This window comes from Pseudomonas sp. CCNWLW23 (assembly GCF_037095675.1).
GTDB classification, from domain to species: Bacteria; Pseudomonadota; Gammaproteobacteria; order Pseudomonadales; family Pseudomonadaceae; genus Aquipseudomonas; species Aquipseudomonas atacamensis.
On record NZ_JBAWKM010000011.1, the window covers coordinates 1 to 16,220 of the forward strand.

The window sequence follows — 16,220 nt, forward strand, 5'->3', positions numbered from 1 at the left end:
GGCGCGCCTCGGCGACCCAGTCATGGGCTGCCAAGGCCTGCTCAAGCATCGGCAGCGAGATGCGTTTTTCTTCCAGTTTGACGATGCGGTCCAGTCGCCCCAGCAGTTCGAAGCGACCATCGGCGGCAATGCGCGCGGCATCGGCGCTGTGTTCGACATGGCCGGCGGGCAGGTAAGGCGAGGCGATCAGCAGGGCGCCGTCGCTGTCCTCGCTCAGTTCGACGCCGGCAAACGGTTGCCACAACGACTCGCCCTGACGCCAGGCGATGCCGCCGGTTTCCGAGCTGCCGAGGATTTCCGTCGGCCATTGCTGTAAGCGCTGTTGCAGGCTTTGCGCCGCTTCCGGCGGTAACGCGCCCCCGGAGGAAAACACCCGGCGCACCGCGCTCAGGGCCGGCCAGTCGAGGTTGTCGCCCATGCGCTTGAGCAGCGCCGGGCTGGCGACCCAGGCGAAGGCCGGGTATTCGCGGCTGGCGCGTTGCAAGTCTTCGGAAAAGGCCAGTTGCCGGCGCACGAACGGACGCCCGGCGCACAATGGCCACAACACGCGAAACAGCAGGCCATAGATGTGTTGCGTGGCGACACTGCCGATGATGCAGGCTTCGCCGAGGTCTGCGCCCCATAGCTGTTCCAGCGCTTCGACCTCGTTGGCCAATTGGCGCAGGGTCTTGTCGATGCGCTTGGGTTCGCCGCTGGAGCCGGAAGTGCACAGGCTCAGTCGGCATTGATCGAGATCCAGTTGTGCTCCGGGCAGTTCGGGCTGAGTGAAGTCGTCCAAGTGGGCGTCGCCGGATTGATCGGTCAGCCATAGATCGACTTCCTGCGACCAGCGCTGACGCGTCTGCGCTTGCAGATCCGCCGGCAGCAACACGCTGACGCCGGCACGCCACGCGCCGAACAGGGCGATGGCGAGGTCGGCGGCATCCTCCAGATGCACGGCCAGCCTTTTCACGCCTCGGCTTTGCAGACCCGCGGCGACGCTCAAGGCCTGCGCTCGCAGTTGCGTGTGATCGAGTGCCGGCGCCTGGCAGATCGCGCGTGCCGGCAGTGCCTTGAGCAACAGCTGCTCAAGTTTTATCCAATTCATGTACGGCCTCTTACCCGTTGTCGTATCAGCCATTCAATGGCAAACATCAGGCCGATCAATCCATAGGAGATCAGGCCGGTGTACAACATCCACCAATCCAGCGGCGCCCACAGGGTGAGGAGGGCGGCGCACAAACCGTTGCAGAAGAAGAACACGCTCCAGGCCAGCGTGACCTTGCGTGTGTAGCGAATGGCAACCTCCGGCAGTTCCGGCTCGCGCAAGCGCGCCAGACGCTCGACCATTGGCGGGCCGTATTTCAGGCTGGCGCCGAACAGCACCAGCATGAATGCGCTGATCAGCACCGGGTACCAGCGCAGCAGCTGCGGGCTGTCGAACACCGCCAGCAGCAGGCAGAACACCATCGCCACGCACGCCATCCACAGGCTGCCGGGCTTGCGTTCGCCGGTCAGAGCGCGCGCCAGCCACAGGCTGCCCAGCAGCAGTGCAAATTGCCACGGGGCGAAATGCTCCATGCCGAAATACACCGCAAAGGGGTACAGCAGACCGGCCAGCAGCAGGCCCAGGCCGATCAGTCGGCTCATGCGGCCGGTTGAACCAGACGGAACACCGCCTCGACCACGTCACCGACGGTGCGCACCGATTTGAATTCTTCGGCGGCGATTTTCTTGCCGGTCTGGCGTTTGATGTGATCGATCAGGTCAACCGCATCGATGCTGTCGATTTCAAGATCCTGATACAGATTGGCGTCCATGCTTACGCGGGCCGGATCCAGCTCGAACAGCTCGACCAGGGCATCGCGCAGGGTGTTGAAGATATCGTCACGAGTTTGCATGGTCCGGTCTCAAGCTGCCTGTTTTGCCGTGACGAATGCCGCAAGGCTGGCCACGTTGGTGAAATGGTTGCGGGTGTCTTTGGCATCGGCGTCGATCTTGATGCCGTATTTTTTCTGGATCGCCAGGCCCAGTTCCAGCGCGTCCACGGAGTCCAGGCCGAGGCCTTCGCCGAACAATGTCTGCTCGTCGCCGATGTCCTCGGGGCTGATGTCTTCGAGGCCCAAGGCGTCGATGATCAGCAGTTTGATGTCACGCACCAGGCTAGCGGTGTTCTGATCGCTCATCTGCGGCGAGCTCCTTAATAAAATAGTCATGCAAATAATCGTTGAGCTTGCGCGAGGCCTGCGGTGCGGGGCCTTGCGCGGCGAAGGTCTGTGGGTCTATATCGGCCCCCACGCGAAAACTGAAGTGCACGCGGCGATGGGGGATGCGATACCACGGCTCGGCTTTGGTCAGGGTGGTCGGGCTGACCTTGATGATCACCGGGGTAACGATTTTCGCACCGCGCAGGGCAATTGCCGCCGCGCCCCGATGAAAGGCCGGCGCCTGCCCCGGCTGAGTGCGGGTGCCTTCGGGGAAGATGATCAGAGTCTGGCCGTCCTGCAACGACTGCGCGGCTGCGTCGAGCATGTCCATGCTGCCGTCGTTGCTGATGTACTCGGTGCGGCGCAGCGGCCCACGAGTGAACGGGTTTTCCCAAAGGGTTTTCTTCACTACGCAATTGGCGTGGCGCACCAGACCGATGAGAAACACCACATCGATCAGCGACGGGTGGTTGGCGATGATCATCTGCCCCGGTCGGCCGAGGCGCTCGGCACCCTCGATGTTGTAAGTGAGCACGCCGGTGCGGGCCATGAAACGCACGAAAAACCAGAACAAGCGACTGACCGTACGCCGCGCGCGCAGGCGATGGACCAGCGCGTCACCGGGCAGGCAGCCGAGCAGCGGAAATACCAGCAGGCGCAGACACAGCCCGCCGAGCCCGAACAAGGCGAAGCTCGCAGCAGTGGCCAGCAGCCGCCAGTAGTAGGCGTCGCGGTGTTTGGCCGTCACGGGTTGCGATGCCAGGTCCATACACGATTTTTCCACGCATGTTGGCAGTCAGGTTGCTGGCCGAGCAGGGTTCGCAGCAGGTTGAGCGCGTGCGGCCAGTGCGCCTTGGACCGGGTTTCGGTGCTGCTGTTCAGGGTCAGCCGCCAGTCGGTACCGGGCGTGAGCAATAAACCCAGCGCGTAAGGGAATGGCACGTCATCGACCCACTGCGAATACGCCTCGGGCGGTTGCTCTTCGGTGATCACCAGCAGCACGGCCGGGGCGCCTTCTTCGAGCAGTGCGGCTGCTTCAAGCATGCCGTGTTCAAGGCCATCGCCAGCCGCCGCGAGGGCGGTCATTTCGCTGGTTTCACCGCGCATGATCGACCACAAACCGATGATCGCGTTATGCACTGAAAGGCTGAATTGGGTCGGCGACAAGGGCTGTTCGGTGGCCAGATCGCGGAGGATTTCAAACGTGCGTGGGGTTTCGCCGTGCCGCGAGACGAACACCAGCGGCAGATGGTCCCGGCCTTCGGCCAGCGGCCAGCCAACGCTGAAGGCCATCCGCGCCAGGCGGCTGAGGCGACGGCGTTGCATGGCCGGCAGAAACGACACATCGGGCGCGGCATCACTGCTCTGCAGCACGACCGGTTGTCGGCTCCAGGCCTGCCAGGCGTCCACGCTGTCGAGCCCCGGGGCCCACGCGCGCCATTGGGCGATGTTGAAGTTGATCACGGACATTCATCCCGCCCCTGCGGGCTTTCGTTGACGCGTTGAGTCGCCAGCGCCGCAGCAGGCTTGGCTTGGCGCAGGGCGCCGGGTGGCGCGCATTATCCCGGTGCGACGGGTGTGTAGCAAATGTTGGTTACATTTTGCCCAACAAAATGTACCGAGCGGTTCGCTGCATGGCTATCACTTGGCCATTATCCAGATTTGACGCGGCGTGTCTGTCAGGTGTCTCTGCGATGGCTGGCGGTTTTTTCCATGCCTGGGCGTCGGTTTTTACACCTGACGACGTAGTCCATGTCCGTGAAGGTAGCGAAGCGCGGTCACCGCCAACTACACTCGGTCATTCTTTGATACACGGAGGTTTGGTCATGCGGCGCGTGGTGTTCAATCAGAAAGGTGGCGTGGGCAAATCCAGCATCGCCTGCAATCTGGCGGCGGTCAGCGCCAGCGAGGGTTATCGCACGTTGTTGGTAGACCTCGATGCCCAGGCCAATTCCACTCAGTATCTGACCGGTCTCACCGGCGACGATATCCCGATGGGTATCGCTGACTTCTTCAAACAGACGCTGTCCTCCGGGCCGTTCTCGAAAAAGAATCAGGCGGACATCTATGAAACGCCGTTCGACAACCTGCACATCATTACCGCCACCGCCGAACTGGCCGACCTGCAGCCCAAGCTCGAGGCGAAACACAAGATCAACAAGCTGCGCAAGTTGCTGGACGAATTGTCCGAGGACTACGACCGAATCTATCTCGACACCCCGCCAGCACTGAATTTCTACGCGGTATCGGCGCTGATTGCCGCGGATCGAGTATTGATCCCCTTCGACTGCGACAGCTTTTCACGTCAGGCCCTGTACGGACTGATCGCCGAGATCGAAGAGTTGAAGGATGACCACAACGAAGGGTTGGAAGTCGAAGGCATCGTGGTCAATCAGTTCCAGGCGCGGGCCAGCCTGCCGCAGCAGATGCTCGATGAGTTGATCGCCGAAGGCTTGCCGGTATTACCGGTGTATCTGAGCAGTTCGGTGCGCATGCGCGAGTCGCACCAAGCGAGCATGCCGCTGATCCACCTCGATCCACGGCACAAGCTGACCCAGCAGTTTGTGGAACTGCACAATCTGCTGGAAGACCACTGATTCCCCGACTCACACGCAAATCTCCTGTGGGAGCGAGCCTGCTCGCGAAGAGGCCGGCACATTCAACATCGGCGCTGAATGATCGACCGCCTTCGCGAGCAGGCTCGCTCCCACAGGGTGGTCTGTGTTGGGTCAGATGCCTTGGCTACGCAGCCACGCCATCAACTGCGGCAATGGAAACGCACCGCTCTGCCGCGCCACTTCCTTGCCGTTTTTAAACAGAATCAGACTCGGAATCGAGCGAATCCCCAACTGCGCCGACAACTGCTGATTCGCTTCGCTGTCGAGCTTGGCCAGCCGACACTTGCCCGCCAGCTGCGCCGCAGCCTGTTCGAACACCGGCGCAAACGACTTGCACGGCCCGCACCAGTCCGCCCAGACATCCACCAGTAACGGCAGATCGCCCTTGATCTGACTGGCGTAATCGCCTTGCTTGAGTTCGAAAGGCTTGCTCAACAGCACCGCAGATTTGCAGCGTCCGCACTTGGGTTGATCGGCGAGACGCTCGGCTGGAATGCGGTTGACGCCGTTGCAGGAGGGGCAGGGGATGAGGAGTGGGGTGGTCATGATTGGTTCTCTGATAGGCAGTCTATAGAACTGATTTGGAGTCGATCTGCCAACTTATCAATGTCGCAACTGCTCACATTTTTCTCAAAACCGTTCCGGGATCGATGGCTGGTCTGAAGACCAATTCGGCGTTTTACGCTTGTCGTGAGGAGATCGCTTTGTCTTTATCTGCGTGCTACTTTTGTTGCACTAATCCAGGAATCGATGATTCCTATGCATCAAATCGGAGCGACATAATGTCCGTAACTTCCAAGATACGCCGCCAAGGCGGCGCTGCCGTCATTACGATTCCGCCCACGCTTTTAAAGTTGTTGCATCTGGAGATTGGCGCACAGCTAGAGCTGAATGTGGTCGATGGCGAACTGATTGCTCGTCCAGCCGTAGCCGCTACGCGTAAGCGTTATAGTTTGTCAGAGCTACTCGAAGGCGCAGAAGAATTGCAGAAACTTAACGCCCAGACTAGCGAGACCCTTGAAGGTGATTCTGTCGGCCGGGAGCTGGGTTGATGGTGCGCCGACAGCCCCCTCAGCGGGGTGACGTTTACTGGATTGATCCAAACCCAGTGGCGGGGCGGGAGATGATGAACAGACATCGCTTTGTGGTGATCACGCCCAGAGAGATCAACGCATTGGGCGTGAGCATGACGGTGCCTGTTACTAGCGGTGGGAATTTCAGCCGGAATATGGGTTTGGCGGTCGCCATTACTGGCCACGAAACCAATGGTGTAGCGGTGTGTAATCAGGTTCGCAGTTTTGACATAGAACAACGGGTACGAGACGGCACGGCCAAATTCATCGAGCGACTGGATGACGTGACAATGTCTGACATCGTCGACCGTGTAATCAGTGCAATCGACCCGCTAAGCTGAAGCGCCTACGAAGAACAACTGATCTCCAAATGCTTTCCCCACTCCGGTGGCCGCTCGGCGTAACCCTCCATCCCCGGCTGCTCCTCAAACGGTTTGCTCAGCACCGCATGCAGCCGGCGCACCTCGTAATAATCGCCTTGCTCAGCCGCATCAATCGCTTTTTGCGCAAGGTAATTGCGCAGGATGTACAGCGGATTGACCGCATGCATCCGTGCGCGGCGTTGTGCCTGATCGGCATTGCCGTCGCGGCCGACCCGGGCGACGTAGCGTTCGCCCCAGGCATCGAAACCTTTGATATCGACAAAATCGTCGCGCAGGCGGGCGATGGCCTGTTCGGCTGACTCTTCACCGAGGCGGCGGAAGAACAGCGTGTAGTCGACGCCGCTGTTCTGCATCAGTTGCAGCAGGTTTTCCAGCAGTTGCTGATCGTCGTCCTCGGCGGTGGTGAAGCCGAAGCGGCGGCGCATCAGGTCGAGGTAGTGCGCCTGGAACAGCGGCAGGTACAAGCCGAGGGTTTCGCGCAGGGCCTCGACGCTGATGAACGGCGTCAGTGCCTGGGCGAGCGCGCTGAGGTTCCACTGGCCCACCGGCACCTGATTGCTGAACGAGTAGCGGCCCTGATCATCGGAGTGATTGCAGATGAAATTTGCGTCGAAATCGTCGAGGAAGGCGAACGGGCCGAAGTCGAAGGTGATGCCGAGGATCGACATGTTGTCGGTATTCATTACGCCGTGGCAGAAGCCATAAGCCTGCCACTTGGCGATCAGCTCGGCGTTGCGTTCGACGATTTCGCGAAACATCGCCAGATACGGTTCCGGTTGCTCCAGGCATTCGGGGAAGTGCATCGCCAGCACATGCTCGCCAAGCTGTTTCTGCTGCTCGGGGCGCTTGGTGTAGTAGAAGTATTCGAAATGGCCGAAGCGGATATGGCTCGGCGCCAGACGCAGCACCATCGCCGCGCGTTCCTGCTTTTCCCGCCAGACCGGCGTGTCGGAGCCAATCACGCAGGCGGCCCGCGAAGATGGAATGTTCAGCGCGTACAGCGCTTCGGAAGCGAGAAACTCGCGAATCGATGAGCGCAGCACCGCGCGACCATCGCCCATGCGCGAAAACGGCGTTTGCCCGGCGCCCTTGAGGTGCAGGTCCCAGTGTTCACCGGCGTTGTTGTACACCTCGCCCAGCAGCAGACCGCGCCCGTCACCCAGTTGCGGGGTATAACCGCCGAACTGATGGCCGGAATACACCATCGCCCGTGGCTCGGCGTCGGCCCACAGCTTGTGGCCGCCAAACAGTTGCGCGAATTCTTCGGTTTCGGCGCTGGCCGCATCGAGATCGAGCAAGGCCAGAGCGGCCGGGCTGGCGACCACCAGACGCGGATTGTCGATCGGTTCGGGCAGCACGTGCGCGGAGAACGCGTCGCCCAGGCGGGCAAAGCGGTTGTCGAAAGTCAGTTCGTCGAGGGCTTTCACGGGCCGGCTCCAGCAGAATGTCCAAGCATTCTGCTGGGACCATGTCGGTTAGTCGAGTTTGCTCGGTGGCGGTTCCGGCAACGGTTTCTGCCCGTCGACGATCGGCACGATGGTTTTGTTCTCGGGTTCCACAGGCACCATCTTGTATTCCTGGCCGTGCAGGTTCTTCAGATAAACCTCCATCTGCCGGAACGAGATGTTGATGTGCTGCTTCTTGAACTCGCGATTGATGAAGCGGTTGACCTCATCCAGCACCGGGTTGCGGTCACCGAGATCGCGCACATGCATGCGCAGTTCGTGGTCGAGGGTGCTTTCGCCGAAGTTGAGGAAGTACACGTGTGGCTCAGGTTCTTTGAGCACACGCGGGTTCTCCCGGGCCGCTTTGAGCAGCAGTTCCTTGACCAGGTCCAGATCCGAACCGTAATCGACGCCGAGTTTCAGCGTGACGCGGGTGATGGTGTCGGTCAGCGACCAGTTGATCAGTTGCCCGGTGATGAACGTCTTGTTCGGGACAATGATGTCCTTGCGGTCGAAGTCGGTGATGGTCGTGGCGCGGATGCGGATCTTGCTCACCGTGCCCGAGAGGTTGCCGATGGTGATGGTGTCGCCGATTCGCACCGGGCGTTCGAAGAGGATCATGATGCCGGAGATGAAGTTGGCGAAGATCTCCTGCATACCGAAACCGAGGCCTACCGACAGCGCCGCCACCAGCCATTGCAACTTGTCCCAACTGACGCCGAGGGTCGACAGGGTGGTGACAAAACCAACGCCGGCAATCACGTAGGACAGCAGCGTCGTTGTTGCATAAGCGCTGCCCTGGGCCAGGTTGAGCTTGGACAGTACGAACACTTCGAGTAGACCTGGCAAGTTGCGCGCCAGCGCGAAGGTGATGCCGATGATGATCAGCGCGCCGAGCATGTCGCCGATGCTGATCGGCACCATGCTCATGTTGGCGCCAGTGCCGCTGGTGTATTCGTAGAGGGTGATGTTGTCCAGATACGAGAACACCGAAATCAGGTCCGACCAGACCCAGTACAGCGCCGCGATGAAACCGCCGAGCAGGGCCAGACGGATCAGGCGCAGGGACTGTTCGTTGACCTTTTCGATGTCCAGGGTCGGCTCTTCGATCACCGCTTCGCCGTCGCCGGCCTCTTTTGCCGCCTGCCGTTTGGCCAGCGCGCGCTGGTAAGCCAGACGCCGCGCGGCAACGCTCAGACCACGCACGAAGGTGGCCTCGATCACCAGCCAGAACATCAGCAGGTACAGGGTATTGATCAAGCGGTCGCTGAGTTTCAGCGCGGTGTAGTAGTAGCCGAAGCACACCGCGACAAACAGGGCGATCGGCAGCAGGGTGAACATCACTCCGACGGCTTTGCGGAACAGCGAAGCGTTCTGGTGCGTCGGGCTGCTGATCAGCAGGCGACTGAGCAGCCACGCCATCAAGGCGTAGCAGGTCAGCACCACCGGCATGCCGAGCACGTCATCAGCCAGCGCCGCTGGTTGCAACTCGGCGACGGCCACCACGGCCACCAGCGCCATGACCACAAGGCCCAATCGACGCACCCAGCCCTGAAGGAACTCGACCTGCGGTTTTTCCCAGCGGAAGTGCAATTCCGCCACGCCACCCGGCGCAAGAATCCGGTACGCGGTGTAGAACACCAGCCAGGCCTGGCCCATCTGCAACAGCGCCGCGCCCATGTTGGCGTTCTGCCCGCGCGCGTCGATCTGCAGGGCCAGACCGCACAGCGCCAGACCCAGCGCCACCGGCATTGCCAACAGAATGTTGATCAGAATCGCCTGCGGCGTGTGCCACTGGCTGTCGCGCTTGAAGTGGCCGATGTCCTGGTGAACCTTGTTGAGTCTTCCGTATAGGGCCTTGCGTCGCCACAACAGGGCGCCGATCAGCAGCGCCAATGGCAGGAACAGCAATGGCCGCTGGGTCAGGCCGTCAGCCAGTTCGCTCAGGCTCGACGCCCAGGGCAGGGTGTTGACCTGCCGCTCCAGGCGCTCGGGCACGCCGCGCATCCATTCCACATCCAGCGGTTTGTTGCTGGGGATCCAGAACATCTGTTCGTCGAGGGTCGCGCGCAGGCTTTGCGCGGTGCTCAGCAATTGTTTCTGGTTGAGCTGCAGGGTGATCGATTCGTTGAGCATCGCGCTCAACTCGCGGTTCAGCCGCTCGAGCAGATCAGCGCGGGTGTTGGCCAGATCGAGCAGGCTTTTGCGCAGTTGCGGGGTGACCTGCTCCGGCGGCTGCGTGGCCAGCAAGTTGTCGACGTAGGTCGCCGGGTTGCTCAGCAGCTCCCGCTGCTGGCTGACATCGAACTGATACAGGCGAATATCGGCAATCTGGTCGGCAAGGTCGCGGTCAACTTTCAGGTGCGGCAGCGCCTGTTTCTGTTTATAGAGAATTTTCGACAGCAGCAGGCTGCCCTTGAGCACGTTGATTTGCTCGTCCAGCGCCGAATCGCTTTGGGTCAGGGTGTCGAGTTGCTGTTTGGTCTGCAGGTTCTGCTGCGTGACTTCGTTGAGACGGTCGGTGCTCTTGAGCAAATAGTCGGAAAGCTTGAGGTTGGTCGCGCTCTCGCTTGCCAGCAGGCTGCTGCCGCCTGCCTTCTGCGCCTCGATCGATTGCTGGGTAACGGTTTCCTGCGACTGCGCCAGACGCTTCTGGTTGATCAGGGTTTGCAGTTCCTGGATCTCGCGGTCGAGGCGGTCGGATTTCTCCGAAAGCAAGTCGTGCTGGGCATTGCCCAGATCCTGCAACTGGGTGTTGCCGGCCAGTTCCTGGCGGCGCAGCGGAATCAGCGCATTGAGTGCGGCCAGTTCGGCGTTCAACTGGTCGCGCTGTTCGGCGGTGACCGTTTTGCCGGTGTCCTTGCCGGATTTGAGGATGGTGTTGATCTGCTGGATGCGCGTCTGGCTGGCGGAAATCTCCGCCTGAGCGCGCTCGGGGCGAGTCTGCGCGGTGATGATCAGGCTGTTGGCTTCGGCCAGGGCTTTTTGCAGATCGCTCTGCTGGGTCGAGCGATCGGTAAGGATCTGCTCCAGTTGCTGAATCGACTCCTTCGGAAAACGCTGCGCGACCGGCACCGGTGCGGTGGCCTTGAGGCGGCTGAGTTCGCGGGTATTTTCAATCGTCTGCTTCGGCGCGTTGGCCAGCTGACGCTTGAGATCGATCAGTTTCTGCTCGTAATCACGCTGGTTGTTCAGCTGATTGAGGGTGTTCTGCAGCACGGTCTGCAGGGTCTTCTTGTCGGCGTCCGGCAGTTTACTGTCGGCCAGCTTGTCGAGGCTGGCCTGCACGGCATCGCTGGACGGTGGTTCGGCAGCATGCAGCGGGCCGACGACGAGACTGAGGCCCAGCAGGGCCGCGGCGAAAAAGGAGCGCAGGGTAGGCATAGAGACCGGTCAAGCAAGTGAGAGTGGGAGCAGTTTAGAGGAAGAGTCCGGGGCCCGGGCGACTTCCTTCGGGGAATCTGACGCCCACTTTGCCGATCTTGTTCCCGTCCATGACCGCCACCGTCCAGTGGGTGTTGTTCCACTCCACCTGGTCGCCGACGATGGGAGCACCCCCGACTTTTTGCGCAATGAACCCGCCCAGGGTCATGTCCGGATCGATGCCTTCGGCCGGCAAGCCATACAGCGCTGCAACCGCTTTAAGCTGGGCGTCTCCTTCGAGCACGAAGTCGCCGAAGAAACGCAGATCGAGGCCGCGTTGCGGTGCCTGGCTGAACAGTTTGCCGAGGGCCGGCAAGTTGTGTTCATGGCCAATAACACACAGCAAATCATCGACTTCCAGCACCGTACTACCCGACGGATGGAGCAGTTGCTGGCCACGAAACAGCGCCGCGATGCGTGTGCCTTCGGGCATTTTCAGCTCACGCAGGGGCGAGCCGATGCACCATTTCTCCGCGCCGAGCTTGTAAACGAACAGTTCCCACTCGCTGGTGACGTGCACTTCCAGTGCCGCCCGGGAAATCGGCGCGGGTTCCGGCGGCACCGTCACCTTGAGCAGCTTGGCCACCCACGGCAGGCTCGTGCCCTGCACCAGCAGCGACACCAACACGATGAAGAACGCCAGATTGAAATACAACTGCGCTTGCGGCAGCCCGGCCATCAGCGGGAATACCGCGAGAATGATCGGCACCGCGCCGCGCAGGCCGACCCAGGAAATAAAGGCTTTTTCGCGACCGTGGAAGGCCTTGAACGGCAGCAGGCCGACCATCACCGACAGCGGCCGCGCGAAGAGAATCATCCACAGCGCCAGACCGAGGGCGGGCAGAGCGATCGGCAGCAGATCGTGGGGCGTGACCAGCAGGCCCAGCACCAGGAACATGCCGATCTGCGCCAGCCAGGCCATGCCGTCGAGCATATGCAGAATGCCGTGGCGGCTGCGCACCGGGCGGTTGCCGATCACCAGACCGCACAGATAGACGGCGAGGAAGCCGCTGCCATGCAAGGCGTTGGTCAGCGCGAACACCACCAGACCGCCAGCAATGATGAGGATCGGATAGAGTCCAGCGGCGAGATTGATGCGATTGACCAGTTGCAGCATCACCCAGCCGCCGCCCAGACCGATCACGCCACCGATGCCGAACTCGCGGATCAGGTGGGTCAGCAGGCTCCAGTGCAGGCCGGTCTGGCCGCTGGCGAGCATGTCGATCAGGGTGACGGTGAGAAACACCGCCATCGGGTCGTTGCTGCCGGATTCGATTTCCAGACTGGCGCTGACCCGTTCGTTGAGGCCTTTACCGCCGAGCAGCGAGAACACCGCAGCGGCGTCGGTCGAGCCGACGATGGCGCCGATCAGCAGGCCCTGAATCAGATTGAGGTCGAACAGCCACGCAGCGGCCATGCCGGTCAGCCCGGTGGTAATCAACACCCCGACCGTGGCCAGCGACAGCGCCGGCCACAAGGCCACGCGGAAACTCGACACCCGCGTACGCAAGCCGCCGTCGAGCAGGATCACTGCCAGGGCGAGGTTGCCGACCAGATAGGCCGTCGGGTAGTTATCGAAAATGATCCCGCCACCATCGACTCCGGCCGCCATGCCGACCGCGAGAATGATGACCAGAATCGGAATGCCGAGACGTGAAGAAAGAGAACTGACAAGAATGCTTGCGCCTACCAGCAACGCGCCGATCAAGAACAGGCTGTTGATGGTCGTCGCATTCAAAGGCAGTACTCCAGAAGCGTAAAGACGAGGCACAAACTGACCATGCAGTCTGCGTGCCAGCGATTCTAACCTGTTGAAATGTGATGCTGTCAAAAAGCTTTTTTGCAAAATCACCCTGGAAATGCGGCGAATGATGACTGTGGCGAGGGGATTCATCCCCGTTCGGCGGCGCAGCCGTCGTAAAACCGCTGTACGCGGATCCTTAAAGGGAACCGCATACGCTGCTTTTGGGGCGGCTTCGCCACCCAACGGGGATAAATCCCCTCACCACAGGGGAAGCTCCAGCGAGGTGTGTTACAGGCTGAACCGCCCAACCATGTTGTTCAGATCCAGCGCCAAGCGCGACAGCTCATTGCTCGCTGCGCTGGTCTGATTCGCGCCGGTCGCGGACTGCACCGACAGATCGCGGATGTTGACCAGATTGCGATCTACTTCCCGCGCCACCTGCGCCTGCTCTTCGGCTGCGCTGGCGATGACCAGGTTGCGCTCGTTGATTTCGACGATGGCGCTGTTGATCGTGTCCAGCGACATCCCGGCGCCACGGGCGATATTCAAGGTCGATTCGGCGCGCTCGGTGCTGTTGCGCATCGAATCCACGGCGTGTTCGGTGCCGCTCTGGATGCTGCCGATCATCCGCTCGATTTCGCTGGTCGACTGCTGGGTGCGATGGGCCAGGGCGCGCACTTCGTCCGCCACCACGGCAAAACCACGACCGGCCTCACCGGCACGGGCTGCTTCGATCGCTGCGTTCAATGCCAGCAGGTTGGTCTGGTCGGCGAGGCCACGAATCACGTCAAGCACCTTGCCGATGTCGCGGGATTCATTGGCCAGGTCGCCGATCAGCGACGCGGTGCTCTGCACATCGGCGCTCATGCGTTCGATGGCGCTGACGGTTTCCTGCACCAGATCACGGCCGTCGCCCGCCGAGGTGGTGGCGTTTTTCGAGGCTTCCGAAGTGCTGACCGCGTTGCGCGCGACCTCTTCGACAGCGCTGGTCATCTCATTGACCGCAGTGGCGGCCTGCTCGATTTCGTTGTTCTGCTGGGTCAGGCCGCGAGCACTTTCATCGGTGACGCTGTTCAGCTCTTCCGCAGCGGACGCAAGCTGTGTGGCCGAGCCGGAGATGCGCTGCAGTGTATCGCGCAGCTTCGACTGCATCTTCGCCATCGCCGCCAGCAGGCGCCCGGCTTCATCTTCGCCATCGACATGGATCGGCTGGGTGAGGTTGCCTTCGGCGATGGTTTCCGCCGCCTCGAGTGCCTTGGAAATCGGCTTGGTAATGCTCACGGTCAGCAGCCAGGCGAACAGCAGGGTCAGGCCGCTGGCGATCACCAGCAAGGTCACCACCAGATTGAACGACAGCGAGTACTGATCCTTCGCGCCCTGATCAGTCTCGGCGATCTGCTGGGTGTTGATCTCCAGCAAGCGCGCCAGCGCGGTGTTCACCGCTTCCGAATTGCTCAGCAAATCGCTGTTAAGCATCTGTTGCAACTCGGCGATCTGGTTGTTGCGCGACAGGGTTTTCATGCGTTCTTCAAGCTGACGGTACTGCGCCAGCAACTGCACGTACTGATCGTACGCCGAGCGCTCCTCCGGGCTGGAGATCAGCGGCTCATAGGCGCGTTGCGCATCGGCGATCTGGCGGTTGCGCATGTCGAACAGTTCGATGGTTTTCTGCTGCACGTCGGGTTCGCGATTGATCAGCAAACGATAGGACAGCACGCGCAGGCGCAGGGTCAGTTGGGTGAATTCGTCGAGGGCCTTGATCGATGGCACGCTGGCGGTAGCGATGTCTTCGCCGGCCGCGCGGATCTTGCTCATCTGGTTCAGCGCAAACACGCCGAGGATCAACATCAGGCCGCCGATCAGGGCGAAGCCGGTGAACGCCCGTGGGGCGATATTCATATTGCGAAGGGACATGGGCGGATACCGAAAAGGGCCGCATCCATGCGGGCTGAGACTGCTGTATGGGTGACTTATCGGTCATACGACTAAAGTCTTGAGGTGGTGTGCGTATTTGTCGCAGACAGGCTTGAGCGACGAAGTGCAGGAACCAGATCGACCAATCACAGTCTTTTAAACTCGCGAGAACGCTTGCCCGCCAGGAAAATCAAGGCCTTGCGCCGGTTTAACCCTGGCATCCGTGGTGACTTTTCTTTATCGTACGCGCCCTTTGAAAAACGCTTGGAAGATCAAAATGTTGGAAGCATCCCTCAGCCAATTGGAACAGCTCGTCAGCGACCTGGTGCAACAGAACCAGACCCTGCTGCAGACCAACCAGACCCTGTCCACGGAACTGGCCCAGGCCAAGGATGAAAACGAAAACCTGCAACTGAACCTGATGGAGCAGGAAGAAAAACACGGCGCCACCGCCGCGCGCATTCAGGCGCTGGTTGATCGCGTCAATGCCGGTCCTGTCAGCGCATGAACCACGGCACAGCAGGGGTAAAAGTCATCTCCATTCTCGGCGAGGACTATTCGATCAAGGCACCGGCCGGGGAAGAACAGACCCTGCTGGACGCGGCGATGATGCTCAAGGCAGCGCTGGAAGACACCAAGCGCAAATACCCGACGCTGATCGGCGACCGTTTGCTGGTGCTGGCGGCGATGAATCTGTGCTCGCAGCAGATCGAAATGAAAAAGCAGCACAAAGAAGAACTCGAGCGTTATCAAGAGCAAGTCAGCGCCACGGTCGAGACGATTGCCAAGACCATCAATCAGGTTTGACGGGTCGCCAGAATCTCGTCGCCCCTCAACGGAGCGCTCTGTTCAGGGGCGCTTCAGGCGATGACCAGTTCGCAGCGATATCGACCGCCAGACTCGAAAATGTTTTTTGCAGTTATGGTGCGTTTGCGTCCGTTGAAATCAAACGTTTCGTCCTTGCTGGCAGCCCAAAGCATAACGTCATGGGAGATAGGTTGCTCAGACACCAGCGTTTCATCTTTCAAAGACACTTCAATTTTGTAGTCGGGATCGCTGGCGGCGAAGTGTTTTGCGGTCACTACCGCGTCGTTTTGACCTCGTCGTAGCGTATCGCCGATTTTTATGTGCAACAGCATGAGGTCAAGAGATTCGCTTTCTGTCGACTTTAGCTCGTCCATATCCGTATCCGTTGTGTGGTTTACCATATGAAGGTTCAAGGATACGCGGCCATTGCTTCGGCGGAACCTGTCAGGTTTTACAGGTGACAGGACAAGCGTTTTGTGGGTGTGCAGCAAAGCAACTGGATATGATCAGGCTGAACTGATGCGTGATCAGGTCCCTGCGCAGGCAAGCCACTCGCACCGGGATCACGCCCAGAGACCCTGTGGGAACGGACTTGCCTGCGAAGAGGGAATAAGCCGCTACGCACGA

Annotated in this window: 17 protein-coding genes and 1 pseudogene; 5 read left to right on the forward strand and 13 right to left on the reverse strand. The window is 60.6% G+C overall.

Annotated features, from left to right (window positions below):
- The 6 genes from V8J63_RS15210 to V8J63_RS15235 all read right to left on the reverse strand — a co-directional run.
- Positions 1 to 1,087: AMP-binding protein (locus tag V8J63_RS15210; protein ID WP_336464276.1), on the reverse strand; the 1,087-nt coding region annotated here is incomplete at its 3' end.
- Positions 1,084 to 1,629 (reverse strand): membrane protein, encoded by a 546-nt coding sequence (locus V8J63_RS15215; RefSeq protein WP_016772027.1) that lies wholly within the window; start codon positions 1,627 to 1,629, stop codon positions 1,084 to 1,086. The genes V8J63_RS15215 and V8J63_RS15210, both read right to left, overlap by 4 nt.
- Positions 1,626 to 1,880, reverse strand: a complete 255-nt coding sequence (locus tag V8J63_RS15220) for an acyl carrier protein (protein WP_016772026.1) — start codon at positions 1,878 to 1,880, stop codon at positions 1,626 to 1,628. The genes V8J63_RS15215 and V8J63_RS15220 overlap by 4 nt, the downstream gene beginning before the upstream one ends.
- 9 nt (positions 1,881 to 1,889) lie before the next feature.
- The gene (locus tag V8J63_RS15225) at positions 1,890 to 2,165 is read right to left on the reverse strand and encodes a phosphopantetheine-binding protein (RefSeq protein ID WP_016772025.1); all 276 of its coding nucleotides are present in this window, start codon (positions 2,163 to 2,165) and stop codon (positions 1,890 to 1,892) included.
- Positions 2,143 to 2,955: a lysophospholipid acyltransferase family protein gene (locus tag V8J63_RS15230; protein WP_110602643.1), complete on the reverse strand. Its 813-nt coding sequence runs from the start codon at positions 2,953 to 2,955 to the stop codon at positions 2,143 to 2,145. The genes V8J63_RS15225 and V8J63_RS15230 overlap by 23 nt, the downstream gene beginning before the upstream one ends.
- Positions 2,931 to 3,656 (reverse strand): beta-ketoacyl synthase chain length factor, encoded by a 726-nt coding sequence (locus V8J63_RS15235; protein WP_125917460.1) that lies wholly within the window; start codon positions 3,654 to 3,656, stop codon positions 2,931 to 2,933. The genes V8J63_RS15230 and V8J63_RS15235 overlap by 25 nt, the downstream gene beginning before the upstream one ends.
- A 356-nt stretch (positions 3,657 to 4,012) precedes the next feature.
- On the opposite strand from V8J63_RS15235, the gene V8J63_RS15240 reads away from it, so the two are divergent.
- Positions 4,013 to 4,783 (forward strand): ParA family protein, encoded by a 771-nt coding sequence (locus V8J63_RS15240; protein WP_024011296.1) that lies wholly within the window; start codon positions 4,013 to 4,015, stop codon positions 4,781 to 4,783.
- A gap of 132 nt (positions 4,784 to 4,915) precedes the next feature.
- Here the strand turns inward: V8J63_RS15240 and trxC are convergent, their stop codons facing one another.
- Positions 4,916 to 5,350 carry a thioredoxin TrxC gene (trxC, locus tag V8J63_RS15245; protein ID WP_130887664.1) on the reverse strand — a complete coding sequence of 145 codons (435 nt, stop codon included), beginning with the start codon at positions 5,348 to 5,350 and terminating at the stop codon, positions 4,916 to 4,918.
- Between the two features lie 236 nt (positions 5,351 to 5,586).
- On the opposite strand from trxC, the gene V8J63_RS15250 reads away from it, so the two are divergent.
- Together V8J63_RS15250 and V8J63_RS15255 are read left to right on the forward strand one after the other, a co-directional pair.
- Positions 5,587 to 5,856 (forward strand): AbrB/MazE/SpoVT family DNA-binding domain-containing protein, encoded by a 270-nt coding sequence (locus V8J63_RS15250; RefSeq protein WP_336464277.1) that lies wholly within the window; start codon positions 5,587 to 5,589, stop codon positions 5,854 to 5,856.
- Positions 5,856 to 6,218, forward strand: a complete 363-nt coding sequence (locus V8J63_RS15255; RefSeq protein ID WP_041477600.1) for a type II toxin-antitoxin system PemK/MazF family toxin — start codon at positions 5,856 to 5,858, stop codon at positions 6,216 to 6,218. The genes V8J63_RS15250 and V8J63_RS15255 overlap by 1 nt, the downstream gene beginning before the upstream one ends.
- 5 nt (positions 6,219 to 6,223) lie before the next feature.
- On the opposite strand, the gene selO is transcribed toward V8J63_RS15255, so the two are convergent.
- The 5 genes and pseudogenes from selO to V8J63_RS27820 form a co-directional block, all read right to left on the reverse strand.
- Positions 6,224 to 7,687: a protein adenylyltransferase SelO gene (gene selO / locus V8J63_RS15260; protein WP_336464278.1), complete on the reverse strand. Its 1,464-nt coding sequence runs from the start codon at positions 7,685 to 7,687 to the stop codon at positions 6,224 to 6,226.
- A 48-nt stretch (positions 7,688 to 7,735) separates the two neighbouring features.
- On the reverse strand, positions 7,736 to 11,089 hold the full coding sequence (gene mscK, locus V8J63_RS15265; protein WP_076565278.1) for a mechanosensitive channel MscK: 3,354 nt from the start codon (positions 11,087 to 11,089) through the stop codon (positions 7,736 to 7,738).
- A gap of 34 nt (positions 11,090 to 11,123) precedes the next feature.
- Positions 11,124 to 12,866 (reverse strand): potassium/proton antiporter, encoded by a 1,743-nt coding sequence (locus tag V8J63_RS15270; protein ID WP_336464279.1) that lies wholly within the window; start codon positions 12,864 to 12,866, stop codon positions 11,124 to 11,126.
- Between the two features lie 294 nt (positions 12,867 to 13,160).
- On the reverse strand, positions 13,161 to 14,033 hold the full coding sequence (locus tag V8J63_RS27815; protein ID WP_370695130.1) for a methyl-accepting chemotaxis protein: 873 nt from the start codon (positions 14,031 to 14,033) through the stop codon (positions 13,161 to 13,163).
- Positions 14,034 to 14,063: 30 nt separating this feature from the next.
- A pseudogene (locus V8J63_RS27820) lies at positions 14,064 to 14,786 on the reverse strand (MCP four helix bundle domain-containing protein); the annotation flags it as partial.
- Between the two features lie 277 nt (positions 14,787 to 15,063).
- Between V8J63_RS27820 and V8J63_RS15280 the strand changes: the two are divergent.
- Together V8J63_RS15280 and V8J63_RS15285 are read left to right on the forward strand one after the other, a co-directional pair.
- Complete coding sequence (locus V8J63_RS15280) at positions 15,064 to 15,294, forward strand: hypothetical protein (protein ID WP_016772015.1); 231 nt, start codon at positions 15,064 to 15,066, stop codon at positions 15,292 to 15,294.
- A complete protein-coding gene (locus V8J63_RS15285) occupies positions 15,291 to 15,593 on the forward strand; it encodes a cell division protein ZapA (protein WP_130887668.1) in 303 nt (100 codons plus the stop codon). Before V8J63_RS15280 ends, V8J63_RS15285 begins: the two co-directional genes overlap by 4 nt.
- Before the next feature lie 53 nt (positions 15,594 to 15,646).
- Here V8J63_RS15285 and V8J63_RS15290 read toward each other — a convergent pair whose 3' ends face one another.
- A complete protein-coding gene (locus tag V8J63_RS15290; protein WP_130887669.1) occupies positions 15,647 to 15,967 on the reverse strand; it encodes a hypothetical protein in 321 nt (106 codons plus the stop codon).
- Positions 15,968 to 16,220: the final 253 nt, after the last annotated feature.

Bases quoted from the DNA above. Each gene is read 5' to 3' on its own strand.
- V8J63_RS15215 (WP_016772027.1), bottom strand. From the start codon at position 1,629: ATGAGCCGACTGATCGGCCTGGGCCTGCTGCTGGCCGGTCTGCTGTAC.
- V8J63_RS15220 (WP_016772026.1), bottom strand. From the start codon at position 1,880: ATGCAAACTCGTGACGATATCTTCAACACCCTGCGCGATGCCCTGGTC.
- V8J63_RS15225 (WP_016772025.1), bottom strand. From the start codon at position 2,165: ATGAGCGATCAGAACACCGCTAGCCTGGTGCGTGACATCAAACTGCTG.
- V8J63_RS15230 (WP_110602643.1), bottom strand. From the start codon at position 2,955: ATGGACCTGGCATCGCAACCCGTGACGGCCAAACACCGCGACGCCTAC.
- V8J63_RS15235 (WP_125917460.1), bottom strand. From the start codon at position 3,656: ATGTCCGTGATCAACTTCAACATCGCCCAATGGCGCGCGTGGGCCCCG.
- V8J63_RS15240 (WP_024011296.1), top strand. From the start codon at position 4,013: ATGCGGCGCGTGGTGTTCAATCAGAAAGGTGGCGTGGGCAAATCCAGC.
- trxC (WP_130887664.1), bottom strand. From the start codon at position 5,350: ATGACCACCCCACTCCTCATCCCCTGCCCCTCCTGCAACGGCGTCAAC.
- V8J63_RS15250 (WP_336464277.1), top strand. From the start codon at position 5,587: ATGTCCGTAACTTCCAAGATACGCCGCCAAGGCGGCGCTGCCGTCATT.
- V8J63_RS15255 (WP_041477600.1), top strand. From the start codon at position 5,856: ATGGTGCGCCGACAGCCCCCTCAGCGGGGTGACGTTTACTGGATTGAT.
- mscK (WP_076565278.1), bottom strand. From the start codon at position 11,089: ATGCCTACCCTGCGCTCCTTTTTCGCCGCGGCCCTGCTGGGCCTCAGT.
- V8J63_RS27815 (WP_370695130.1), bottom strand. From the start codon at position 14,033: ATGGCGAAGATGCAGTCGAAGCTGCGCGATACACTGCAGCGCATCTCC.
- V8J63_RS15280 (WP_016772015.1), top strand. From the start codon at position 15,064: ATGTTGGAAGCATCCCTCAGCCAATTGGAACAGCTCGTCAGCGACCTG.
- V8J63_RS15285 (WP_130887668.1), top strand. From the start codon at position 15,291: ATGAACCACGGCACAGCAGGGGTAAAAGTCATCTCCATTCTCGGCGAG.
- V8J63_RS15290 (WP_130887669.1), bottom strand. From the start codon at position 15,967: ATGGACGAGCTAAAGTCGACAGAAAGCGAATCTCTTGACCTCATGCTG.